The organism is Anditalea andensis (assembly GCF_000714815.1).
GTDB lineage: Bacteria > Bacteroidota > Bacteroidia > Cytophagales > Cyclobacteriaceae > Anditalea > Anditalea andensis.
The window spans coordinates 711,770-724,179 of record NZ_JMIH01000014.1 but is presented as its reverse complement, the minus strand read 5'-3'; the positions used below and the strand labels follow the sequence as shown (position 1 = coordinate 724,179).

The following is a 12,410-nucleotide window of genomic DNA, read 5'->3' as shown; positions in this document are numbered from 1 at the left end:
AAATCATGTACAATTTCATTGTGCTTATCTTTTAGAGGTAATCAACTGTGTGGAATGGATTAAGGAATGCCAGGTTTGGTCCAATAATTCCAGAAAGCTTAAGCCTTCAGGCGTGATAGAATAATATTTCCTAGGAGGGCCAGTTTCTGACTCCACCCACTTATAAGAAACCAATGAGGCATTTTTCAGTCTATTAAGTAAGGGATAAAGGGTTCCTTCTTTTACTATTAATTCCACACCTTTTAACTCTACCAACATATCAGAAGCATAAACTTCCCCCCTAGATATAATATGGAGGATGCAGAATTCCAAAATCCCTTTCCGCATTTGTATTTGAGTATTAGTAGCCTTCATGTTAAACCTTTTTAGAAAGTAATATGAGCATATTTTAGGTATGCTTTCCATATCACTATCAAAATTTAATACCAAAGTAAAAAAAGCTACCTTGCAATACCTATTACATGCTTTGATTTGTAAGGTGGACTATCAAAAAATGCCTTCTAATAGGTCTGAAGTGCTGTTTTATCAGTTAAGACTTTATTTTAAGTAAATTGGATCTACTTTAAATCTTGGTCTTTACCAGAAGGCACCTGTCTTTCGAACGGACGCATGAGTGTCCAAATCCGTGCAGGTCAAATGGTGTTTTTTCATGCGCGTTAGAGCATGAAAACCATGGCTTTTGTAAAGAGTTTTGATGTAGTGGGAGTGACAAGGATTATGTCAGATATTTAGGGCAGTATTAAGTATTTAATTTTACAAAATATATTTACTTATTTTATATATTTCTGAGGTAAACATGGATATGGTTTATGAAATGCTTACAAAATGTTTTATAATTATTTTTATTCTTTCATCTGATTAAATTTTGTCTTTTAAAGCTCAGGTGGAATTTTACATGATTTTCCCGATAATTATAGGGGCATGTAATCGGGCGCAGCCTAGGGTTGTGCCCTGTTTCATCTGAAAAGGAGACAGGTGAGGCTTATTAAAAATAATCTGTATAAACCGAAGTAGGTAAGGTTCGAAGATTTTTTAATTACTCTTATCATCGATATGTGGAAGACAAGTACTGGAAAGATCAGCTGCCTTTCTTTTTTGGCAGGGGTACTGATAGGTAGCTCCGTAAATGGACAAACGTTGACACCTAAGTATTCAAATGAATTTTTGAATATAGGGATCGGGGCACGTGCCCTGGGAATGGGCGGGGCCCAGGTTTCATCAGTGAATGATGTAACTGCAGCCTATTGGAATCCTGCGGGTATATCGGGGATCCAGTTTGAGCATGAATTTTCATTGATGCATGCCGAATATTTTGCCGGTATAGCCAAATTTGATTATGCCGGATATTCTACTGCTATAGACGGAAAGAATCAGGTTGCGTTGACACTTATACGTTTTGGTGTAGATGATATTCCAGATACCAGATTTTTATATGATGCCAACGGCGCATTGAATTATAACCATATTCAGTTTTTCAGTGCGGCTGATTATGCGATGATCCTTTCTTACGCCAAAGCTTTAAGCGATAAGTTGAAAATAGGCATTAATACCAAAGTTATTCATCGCAATGTAGGGAAATTTGCCAGTGCATGGGGATTTGGATTAGACTTAGGTACTATTTTTCAATTGGAGGAATGGAGATTTGGATTGATGTTAAGAGACATTACCACCACATTTAATAGCTGGTCCCACCATCCAGATATGGTGAGAGATATATATGTCCGGACCAATAATCCTGTACCTTTAAATACTACAGAACTTACCATGCCCAGAGCAACTTTCAGTGTTGCTAAATTTATAAATGTGAGTGACATGATAAGTTTTCAGCCTGTAATCGATATAGATATGACCTTTGACGGGAAAAGGAATTCACTGCTGAAAAGTAACCTAGTGAGCATAGACCCAAGGATGGGGATCGAGATGGGATATAGAAAACTCGTCTATCTCAGGGGAGGGGTAGGCAATATTCAGAAAATTAAAAGTTTTGATGCTGATTACCTCACTTTTCGTCCCAGCTTTGGTATTGGAGTTTTTTTGCATGAAACTGTAAATATAGATTATGCGCTTTCAGATATAGGGAGTATATCTGAAACTCCATATTCACATGTGTTTAGTTTAAAGGTGGGGTTGAACGCCCACAAGGATGAATTTAGGACTCATAACTGGGAGGGAAATAATGTCCAAAAACCATGAAAAAATACTGTATCTGGTTATTTATAATAGTGGATTTTCTTGTTTTTGAAGCAGTTGCTCAACATGAATGGATAGATTTTTCGAATAGCTATTACAGAATAACTACTGCTGAGGATGGTGTTTACCGGGTGGGTTATGCCACTTTATCTGTTTCGGGAATTGATGTAACTACTATAGATCCAAGGGATATCCGCTTATATCATAGGGGTAAGGAAGTCCCTATATACGCATATGGTCAGGAAGATGGTCGGTTCGATCCTGAGGATTACATAGAATTCGTAGGAAAAAAGAACGATGCCACTCTGGACTATGATCTTTATAAAAATTCGGAAGATCTTCCCAATCCATATTTTAATACACACAGTGATACCACAGCCTATTATCTTACGGTTAATCCCGGCGTAAGAGGGCTGCGCATGTCTACGGTTGATTTCGTTTCGCCCGCTCTGCCAGGTGCAAGTGTTTTTCATGCAGAAAGTTTGATGGTATTCAGTGATCAGTATCATCTGGGGCAGATGTATGATCTAGGGGTGCGGCTACCCATTTATGACAAAGGGCAGGGATGGATGGGACCTGTTATTTCTAAAGGGAATCAGAGAGATTTCGTATTTACTTCATTGGGAATGGTAATGAATTCAGGAGCGTTTTCAGTAGATATAGGGTTGGTAGGAAGAGCTGGAGCTACCCATACTACAGCAATATTAGCAGGTCCAAGAGTCGGCACCATGCGACAGATAGAGGTGGCATCCTATGGTGAATATGACGTAAAAAAAATAAGCTTAAAACTTCAATATGCAGATTTCAATGGGGATGGAAGTATAATCATCCGTGTAAGATCTTTGGGAAACGAAACCACTACAGATAATATTTCTGTCAGTTTTATCAAAATCCACTATCCATCTAAAGTTACCAATGGGGATTTTTTGAAAAAAGTTATAAGCTATAATTTACAGGGGAATGATTTTGAAATCCCTGACATACATGCAGTGTATGCTGGATATGATATTACGGATTATGATATGCCTAAGCGGCTAGATTTATCAGTAGAAGGTGGTGTACTTAGGCTTCCTGGAGGGTCAGGGAATGGTCAAGCCCGTATCATCCTCCAACAGGCGCAGTCCATAACCCAAATAAGCAATATACAAAAGGTAAGGTTTAGGGATATACTGAACCAACCGGCTAGTTATGTCTTCATCACTCATGAATCTCTCCGTAAAGCCAGTGCCCGCTACCGTGATCCTGTGGGTGCTTATGCCGCATACCGGAAAAGTACTGAGGGAGGTAGCTTTGATACATTGGTCGTAAATATGGATCAGCTTTATGACCAGTTTTCATATGGAGAGAAAACCCCCTTGGCCATTTATAATTTTATTAAAGCTTATTACCTCAGGTATCAGCCAGAATACCTTTTATTGGTAGGTAGGGCCTTGGGCATCTTATCTTCGGTAAGGCAAAATAATGTGAGTTTAAATTACAGACATCATCCGACCGCTTTTCCTTTCCAGGAACTGGTACCATCTGCAGGCTATCCTTATTCTGATGCAGCTTTTGTACATGGATTGGATACGGAATTTCCTGAACTGGAAAGCCTACCGCTCGGTCGGATCCCTGCTCGTACTCCTGATGAGGTAGAGGCTTATCTGAATAAAATCAAAGAAAAAGATGCTATGGGGGTAAAGGAAGAATGGCAAAAAAACCTCATACACCTGAGTGGTGGATTGTCTGCATTAGAGCTCAACAGGTATTATATTTTTATGAACGGGTTCAAAGATATAGCAGAAGAGGTGTATATGGGCGGGCATGTAAAAACATTTCGCAAAAGGTCCAATGCTACTGTGGAACTTATAGATATCTCTAAAGAGATTAACCAAGGAGCCTCATTGGTTACTTTTTTTGGCCATGCGGCACCATCACTGATAGATATAGAAATAGGGTTTGCGTCAGATCCTCAGATGGATTATATCAATAAGGGGAAATATCCAGTGCTCTTGCTAAACGGTTGTGATGCAGGTAATGCCTTTGGCACCGCTTATACATTTGGTGAAGACTGGGTACTTACGCCTGACAAAGGTGCATCCCATTTCATCGCCCATACCAATGTGGGTGTTGATGTTATCCTAAGAAGATATTCAGAAAATTTTTACCTGAAGGCTTTTGCAGATTCATCCATGATCCATCAGTCCATAGGAAAAGTAAGGAGGGCAGCAGAGCAGGAGTTTTACCGGAGATATGGGACAGATCCTTTATATACCTCTCTCCCTTCTATGATGGTGATGCTAGGCGATCCTGCAGGTAAGATTTTTCCAGCACCTCATGCTGATTATGAAATAAAAAGTACGGATGTAACATTGGAAGGACCGAATGGGGAAGTTTTAAATGCCTTTCTTGATACCCTACATCTTAAAATGGTAGTAAGGAATCTGGGTAAAGTAAACCTTGATTCCTTTGATATCAGTGTGAGCAGAAGACTTCCTGATGGGGTATCTATAGATTATGAAAATAAGCGTTTCAGACCCGTCTATAGAAGGGATACTATCATATTTACCATTCCAAATAGAGCAGTAAATGCCTATGGTGAAAATACATTTACTATTGAGATAAATAAAGACAAAAACATACAGGAATTGAATTATTTTAACAACAGCATTACTACATCGCATTTTATACAGATGAACGGTGTGTTTAATTTATTCCCCCTTAATTTTTCTATAGTTCCTAATACCAAAGTAGATTTGATAAGCCAAACTAGCGGAACTGATGCCGAGAGCAGCGTTTTATGGATTCAGGTGGATACTACACACCAATTTTCCAGTGCTGCTCGAAAAGAAATACAGATTACCTCAAATGGATTGACTACATGGTCTTTAGATTACTCTGATATAGTGGGATTAAAGGATACAGTAACCATATATTGGAGAACAAAGATTTTGGAGCCAAAAGAGGGAGAAGCGGAAGCATGGTCAGTTTCTAGTTTTTCGTATATTAAAAATGGCTCAGAAGGCTGGACTCAGAGGGAATTATCTCAGTTTATTGAAAATACCAAGCATCAACTTTTCCAAGATCTAGTTAAAAATGAATGGAAGTTTGAAAGCCTAGGCATGGATCTCGACATATTTACTTTTGGCAGGTCTGCTCCTAGCCTTACTTATCAAAACACTCAATTATTAATGGACGGTATTCCATATATTTTGAACAATGTCAATAATGTGAACAGCAGAATGTGTCCAAATGGGTCTTTGGGATTATTGTCTTTTCAAAAAAAAGATTTGACACCTTACCTGGTCTTTCCACCGGATGGGTTTGATGTATTGGATGGAAACACCTGTGGTAGGGTGCCGCAGATCATCCAGTCTATCAGGAACACGGCGATCTTAAACAATACACAGTATTTAATAGACTACGTGAATGGTGTAGGAGAGGGAGATTATGTACTGATATTTTCTGTGGGTAACGTGAATTTCAGTAATTGGCCAGATATAGCTTACCAGAAACTGACAGAGTTTGGCGCCAATGAAAGTACATTAAGAAAATTGAAAACAGGAGACCCCTATATACTTTTTGGCAAGAAAGGAATGAAAGCTGGTGAGGCTATAGAAATGGTAGCAGATTCAGAGCTGCCTGAACCTACAGACCGTCAGGTGCTCCAGTTCAATACGCGATTAGAAGGTCATTTTACATCTGGGAGCATAATTTCACCAATGATAGGGCCTGCAAGTGAATGGAAGGAGTTTTTTAGCTATTTGATAAAAAAGGATGTTTTTAATAATAATAATTTGGGGCAAATGGATATAATAGGCATTGCACGAGATGGGAATGAGACTTTACTGGTGGAAAATGCTAGACCAGAGCATTTTTCGCTTGAGTTCATCAATTCTATACAGTATCCATACATAAGGTTGAGATATGCTATGGATGATCCAGAAGCTGAACTCCCCGGCCAGCTGATGAAATGGCAGGTTAATTATACAGGAGTGCCAGAGGGGGTTCTGATCTATAACCAGGCCGAAAGAGCTATACAGCTGAGAGAAGGTGAGGAGCGTGGCTTTAAATTTGAATTTGCTAATATTTCCCCGCATGATTTTACCGATTCTTTGGTGATAGAGTGGATATGGAGGAACAGGGACAAAAGTAAAGCAGACAGGTTTTTTAAAAAAATAGCACCGGTTCCTGCAGGGAAGTCGACTGAGTTTCTTATAGGCTTTAACTCTATTGGTATGTCAGGTTTGAATAACCTGCATGTTTTTGCTAACCCCAGAATCGCATTAGAGCAGACTTATCAAAACAATATTATAGATATTAAAGAGTATGTCTCTGTGCTTCCAGCTGAGCATAATCCTGTTTTAGATGTGCATTTTGACGGGATTTATATCATGGATGGTGATCTTGTCTCCCCCACAGTGATGATTTCAGCAGTCCTAAGGGATGCAGGGTCCTTGATACGGAAGAAGGATACTGTCGGAGTGGAGATTGCCATACGCTCAAACTGCGTAACGTGTATTTACAAAAGGGTCTATTTCAATGAGCCCAAATTAAAATGGTATCCTGCCACGGACACCCAAGATTTTAAAGTTGAGTTTCAGCCAGGGCCTTTGGAAGATGGCAAATATAGTTTAATGATTACTGCCACAGATGCTTCAGGAAATAAAGCTAGTGATAAGCCATATGAAATCACTTTTGAAGTAGTAAATGATTCCCAGATCACTCATTTTTACCCATATCCGAATCCATTCAGCAGCAGTGTAAGATTTGTTTTTACTGTCACGGGTTCTCAGGTGCCGGATCAGATAAAAATTCAGATTATGACCGTAACGGGTAAAGTGGTGAGGGAGATCTTTCAGGATGAGCTGGGTCCCATACGGATAGGGCATAACCTTTCAGATTATGCCTGGGACGGAAGAGATGAATTTGGGGGTCAGCTGGCAAACGGGGTTTATATCTATAGGGTTTTGGTACTTAAAAACGGTCACTTTATGGAGCATAGGTCCACTGCCGGTGATAAAGCCTTTAAGAAAGGGTATGGGAAAATGTATCTGTTAAGGTGATGTGGCATAATGGATTTTATAGTATGTTACATTTTTTAGAGGCACAGGAATTGCTTAAATCAATACATAAAGCGACCAAATTTTTATAAATATGAGATCATTGACTGCTAATGAAATATCCAAACTGATCCAAAATCAAAAACAAACTGAATCAGATTTTAAAAATCAATTTCCTGATAGAGAAATGCATCCTTTTATATATTATGTGCCGCAAGATTATATGGCATTTTTAATGGAAGACAATAAGGGGATTCCTCCAAAAATAAATGGAGATTTTCCATTTATTGATGATTTACTACCCCTCCCAGAGGCCCAGCATAAAGGCCAATATATAATAGTGGTAAATGGGGAAAAATACTTTTATAAGCTACCTTTTGAAGGAAGGCCTTGAAAATCGTTATATATAGAAAAATAATCATTTAGATGTAAATTCTATTTATTAATGATTAATAAAAAAGGGATACCAGTTCTTTCGAATTGGTATCCCTTTTTTATATCAGATCTTGGTCTAAATTGGTCTTAGATAAACCAGTATCATTTAATGCTTCTTATCGTGGCCTAGTTGTTTTACCAGTTTATTATAAATACCTAACAATAGGAAAGATGGAGCCCATTGGCCGACAAATAATGCGGTTTTATCATTACCTGTTATCTTTAAAGCCAACGATGCTGCCATAGAACCTAAAGATGCCCATAAAAACACATCAGATGGAACTTTGGCGGTTTGCTCTTCGATCATACTGGCCACTCGACCTTCTTCTTTGTCAGGATTAGAATTCTGCATTTTCGATTTCAATTCTTTTTCAATGTTTTCCATAATTATATAGGTTTAGTTTTGTGGTTATAATACTATTGAAACACAGGTAAGTTATTAATGTTTATAAATGTTCTACAAAAATTTAAAAAATTGGCTTAAATGTTATTAAATAAGGAAATAACTCTGACATCTTAAAAAATGAAATGGCAGTAGGAGTTTCATGGTATACTTTAAAAGCATAGCCATTTTGGCAAATGATGTATTAGGGTATGACTGCCCATATCCTAAATGGAATTTTATAAATCGAATACGGATAAATCATGGTGCATGCATTTAAGCCTTCTTTTAGGTGATTTATAATCAAATTCTAATATATTTGGCACAGTTTTGTAAACTTTTGCTGGACATAGGATTTATTTATACAGTAATTATTGCGGTATATATTCACCCATTTAATAATTGGCTTAATTTTTATACGCATCAGCACATATATTTATTTTCATGCGTATATTCTTACATATTCTCATTTTTATAGTGGTAATCACTACTGCATTACCTATTATCAATACAGATCACTGGTGGATCAGAATATGGGATTTTCCCCGAGCACAGATTACTGTATTCACTTTATTGGCTTTGGTTTTGACCATTTATCATTATCGCGGAGATAGGTTTCGTCTAGTCGGTATTTCTATATTTCTAGTGGCCGCTATAATCTACCAGTCCAGGATGATGGTGAGGTATATATCTTTATATCCCACAGTGGCCAGAGATGCTGTGGATCCAGTGAAGGAAAACAGTTTGTCTATATTAATGTATAATGTAAAAATGGACAATGATAGGTATGGTGATTTTTTAAAATTGGTGGAGGAGTCGGATCCTGATGTCATATTGCTGACAGAGCCTGACCAAAAATGGGCGGATGAAGTATCTATGCTGGATAAATCATATCCTTATAATGTAATATATCCATTAGACAATACATACGGGATGATAGTGTACTCAAGGCTGGAGTTAATGGACACAGAACTTAATTTTTTAGTAAAAGATGATATTCCTTCTATATATGCTAAGGTAAAGTTACCTTCTGGTGAATTTGCAAAAATCCATTGTCTTCATCCTGAACCTCCTAAGCCAGGTACTGATACCTATGAAAGGGATACTGAGATATTAAGAGTGGGCCAAAGAATCATGGACGATGGCGGTGCTGTAATTATAGCCGGAGATCTAAATGATGTAGCATGGTCCAGGACCTCAGAGCAATTCCAAAGGAAAACAAATATGCTGGATCCCAGAGAAGGTAGAGGCTTTTTCAATACCTATAATGTGTTTGTACCGCTTTTTCGATATCCTTTGGACCATTTTTTTTATACCAAAGATTTTTATCTTATTTCACTGGAAAAACTTAAACCCATCGGGTCGGATCACTTTCCGCTGATGATCCGTTTGGAATTATCAGCTAAGGATGAAAATTGAGGGCTGTAGGTTTTGGATTTACCCATATATAATAAAAAAAGCCCGCTTTTCAGCGGGCTTTTGGTACCCAGAGCCGGAGTCGAACCGGCACGCCTTGCGGCATTGGTGTTTGAGACCAACGCGTCTACCGATTCCGCCATCTGGGCAATTCGACAGGCCATTAATCGCTTATCGGGATGCAAATATGGTTAAAGAATTTTTTTCCTGCAATTTTAAAGGCCTACTTCTTCAATTTTTTTTTGGCTAAGAGCGCGTGGTTTTTCAGCAAACAATACCTTGGTTTGTCCCCATACTTCCTTAAATAGCTCTGATTCACGGTATTGGTCCAATGCTGCTTCATCCTCCCAATAACTGAAGGTTGTAAAAATATTTGTTTGGCAATGGTCCTGCCACAATTCAAGGTGATGGCATCCTTTGAATCCACGTATCTTAGTTTTGCTATTATTGAAAATTTCTAAAAAACCTTCTACATTTTCTGGCTGAAAGGTCATTCTTACTGTCCTGATTAACATAGCTGTTGATTAAGATTCCAATTCGAAATTGATAAATACAGGGCTATCATATCTTAAGCCTAATAGATTGGCACCATCACCATGGTTTATACCAATTTCAAGTAGCCCTAGGCTGTTAAAAAAAGCAAAACAATCTCCCGGTTCTACATGGTCATAGCAGGTATTGAGTTCTGTGAGCACTTCTCTGCTAAACTCCAAAGTAAATTGGCCTGGGTTTAAAGTTTCAAATACTTCCTGCCTGATGTTTGTGATCAGGTTGCCATAATTATCTACACGAACTACATAGCCTACAATCTGTTTTTTGGTTGCTTTGAACTGTCTTGGCAGCATTTTACGTATATTTGCCAGAGGACCTCCAAAATCATGTATGGCAGCTCCGCTGGCCACCTTGGCACAAATTGGCCCAAGTATATCTTTGGCAGGGAATGTGCTGTGCTTTATGTGGATATCGGCAAATTGTACCACTATCCCCGGATCGTAGTCTGAAAGCATGCTAAGCACCCCGTTATTTGGTCCTACAAAGATGTGTTCTTCCAGTTTGATGCCGATGAAGCCATCAGTAATGGTACTGGTGCTGTTAATGGCCACGAGATGAACGGTTCCTTTTGGAAAGTCTTTATAGACAGATCTTAGAACAAATGCTGCATGGGCTATATCATAAGGTTCTATCTTGTGGGATATATCTATGATGTTCAGCTGAGGGTTTATGGATAGCATCTTCGCTTTGACCGCAGGTACGTAATAATCTGCATCACCAAAATCAGAAGTGAATGTTACTAAAGCCATAAGTGGATATATTAATTATTTTGTATTTTTGTTATGAGATATAGACAAAAATAGCGTATTATTCTTGAAGATTTAAGCAACTCAACAGTAAATAGAGACAAAAGGATTGGTAGAAAAAATAATTACATTAGAAAACATACCGCTACTGGAATTTCTGGGGACAGAAAATGAGAATATACGCCAGATAGCAGCAGCTTTTCCCCAAAGTAAGATTGTATCACGTGGGAATGAAATCAGAATTCAGGGAAGGGCACCGGAGATCCTGAGGATAAATGATATCCTTAATATGCTCCTTCAGCATTTTAATAAATTTGGTCAAGTGACACCTGATCATGTCAAAGAGTACATTGATATGGAGGGTGTGCCTTTTGAGACGGACAAAAGAAACGATATAATAGTATTTGGGAATAAAGGTTTGGTCATTAAACCCAAGTCCGAAAACCAGAGGGCACTTGTAGAGTCAGCATATAAAAACGATTTGGTTTTCGCTCTGGGGCCAGCCGGTACAGGCAAAACTTATATTGCCGTAGCCCTAGCGGTGAGGGCACTAAAAAATAGAGAAGTCAAAAGAATTATCATCACCCGTCCGGCTGTAGAGGCGGGAGAAAATTTGGGTTTTCTTCCTGGTGACCTTCAGGAAAAATTGGACCCATATTTGCGACCAATATATGATGCATTAGGTGATATGGTGCCTGCAGAGAAATTAAAATATTATCAAGAGACCAGAGTTATTGAAATAGCACCTCTGGCATATATGAGAGGTAGGACACTTCATGATGCATTTGTTCTGCTAGATGAAGCACAGAATACGACGAGTGAACAGATAAAAATGTTTTTGACCCGTATGGGGCCAAATTCTAAAGTAATCGTAACAGGTGACCAGTCCCAAGTGGATCTGCCGACCAGACAGAAGTCAGGTCTCAGTGTAGCTTTGGGGGTACTACGAGATGTAAAAGGTATAGGCGTGGTCAAGTTGAGTGGCAAAGATGTCATCCGCCACAGATTGGTGAAGTCTATAATAGAAGCGTACGATAAGGATGACCTAGAAAATGAAAGGAGAAAAAATGAATATAGAGGTAACAAAAATAAGGACAGAGGAAGCACTGACAGCACTGTTTAATATAAGGCAAGAAGTTTTTGTGATAGAACAAAACGTGGCACCGGATGAAGAATATGATGAATATGAAGAGACATCCACCCATTTCTTAGCCTTATATGACGGTATTCCTGCAGGTACCGCCAGGTGGAGGTATACTGATAATGGCGTGAAGTTGGAAAGGTTTGCTGTACTGAAGGAGTATAGGGGCTTTGGTATAGGAAAAGCGCTAGTAGAAGCCGTGATTGAGGATATCGCTAGGGAAGAAACGGCCAAAGGTCAACTGCTCTATATGCACGCCCAATTACCGGCCGTTCCGCTATATGAACGGTTCGATTTTAAAAAAGATGGTGAAAAGTTTTCAGAATGTAATATTGAACATTATAAGATGAAACGATATCTATAAAAATTTACTTTTATCATCTATATAAATTAAATTAGAAAAGATTCCGAATTTGGTATCTATGGTAAAACTGTCCACCTTAAATGTGGGCAGTTTTAAGTTTAAAAGTATTTTTTATATATTGGCTTTATCAGTACTCAATCAG

Annotated in this window: 10 protein-coding genes and 1 tRNA gene; 6 read left to right on the top strand and 5 right to left on the bottom strand. The window is 38.5% G+C overall.

What is annotated here, in order from left to right; all coding sequences use genetic code 11:
- Positions 1-24: 24 nt before the first annotated feature.
- Entirely contained in the window at positions 25-354 is a 330-nt protein-coding gene (locus EL17_RS06775; protein WP_035072158.1) for a PadR family transcriptional regulator, read from the bottom strand.
- A 699-nt stretch (positions 355-1,053) separates the two neighbouring features.
- Between EL17_RS06775 and EL17_RS06770 the strand changes: the two genes are divergently transcribed.
- The 3 genes from EL17_RS06770 to EL17_RS06760 all read left to right on the top strand — a co-directional run bounded on the left by EL17_RS06770 (position 1,054) and on the right by EL17_RS06760 (position 7,626).
- A complete protein-coding gene (locus EL17_RS06770; RefSeq protein ID WP_035071718.1) occupies positions 1,054-2,193 on the top strand; it encodes a putative type IX sorting system protein PorV2 in 1,140 nt (379 codons plus the stop codon).
- Positions 2,190-7,235: a putative type IX secretion system sortase PorU2 gene (gene porU2, locus EL17_RS06765; protein ID WP_035071714.1), complete on the top strand. Its 5,046-nt coding sequence runs from the start codon at positions 2,190-2,192 to the stop codon at positions 7,233-7,235. Before EL17_RS06770 ends, porU2 begins: the two co-directional genes overlap by 4 nt.
- A 91-nt stretch (positions 7,236-7,326) precedes the next feature.
- Complete coding sequence (locus EL17_RS06760) at positions 7,327-7,626, top strand: hypothetical protein (RefSeq protein WP_035071710.1); 300 nt, start codon at positions 7,327-7,329, stop codon at positions 7,624-7,626.
- A gap of 147 nt (positions 7,627-7,773) precedes the next feature.
- On the opposite strand, the gene EL17_RS06755 is transcribed toward EL17_RS06760, so the two are convergent.
- The gene (locus EL17_RS06755) at positions 7,774-8,052 is read right to left on the bottom strand and encodes a hypothetical protein (protein WP_051719834.1); all 279 of its coding nucleotides are present in this window, start codon (positions 8,050-8,052) and stop codon (positions 7,774-7,776) included.
- A 441-nt stretch (positions 8,053-8,493) separates the two neighbouring features.
- Between EL17_RS06755 and EL17_RS06750 the strand changes: the two genes are divergently transcribed.
- Positions 8,494-9,468, top strand: coding sequence for an endonuclease/exonuclease/phosphatase family protein (locus tag EL17_RS06750; protein ID WP_051719833.1), 975 nt, complete (start codon positions 8,494-8,496; stop codon positions 9,466-9,468).
- 61 nt (positions 9,469-9,529) lie between these two features.
- Here EL17_RS06750 and EL17_RS06745 read toward each other — a convergent pair.
- The 3 genes from EL17_RS06745 to EL17_RS06735 all read right to left on the bottom strand — a co-directional run bounded on the left by EL17_RS06745 (position 9,530) and on the right by EL17_RS06735 (position 10,766).
- A tRNA-Leu gene (locus tag EL17_RS06745) sits at positions 9,530-9,614 on the bottom strand.
- 66 nt (positions 9,615-9,680) lie between these two features.
- Positions 9,681-9,980 (bottom strand): putative quinol monooxygenase, encoded by a 300-nt coding sequence (locus tag EL17_RS06740; RefSeq protein ID WP_035071704.1) that lies wholly within the window; start codon positions 9,978-9,980, stop codon positions 9,681-9,683.
- Between the two features lie 9 nt (positions 9,981-9,989).
- Positions 9,990-10,766, bottom strand: coding sequence for an SAM hydrolase/SAM-dependent halogenase family protein (locus EL17_RS06735; protein WP_035071701.1), 777 nt, complete (start codon positions 10,764-10,766; stop codon positions 9,990-9,992).
- A 106-nt stretch (positions 10,767-10,872) separates the two neighbouring features.
- On the opposite strand from EL17_RS06735, the gene EL17_RS06730 reads away from it, so the two are divergent.
- A complete protein-coding gene (locus EL17_RS06730) occupies positions 10,873-11,886 on the top strand; it encodes a PhoH family protein (protein WP_035071697.1) in 1,014 nt (337 codons plus the stop codon).
- Complete coding sequence (locus EL17_RS06725; RefSeq protein WP_035072151.1) at positions 11,831-12,268, top strand: GNAT family N-acetyltransferase; 438 nt, start codon at positions 11,831-11,833, stop codon at positions 12,266-12,268. The genes EL17_RS06730 and EL17_RS06725 overlap by 56 nt, the downstream gene beginning before the upstream one ends.
- Positions 12,269-12,410: the final 142 nt, after the last annotated feature.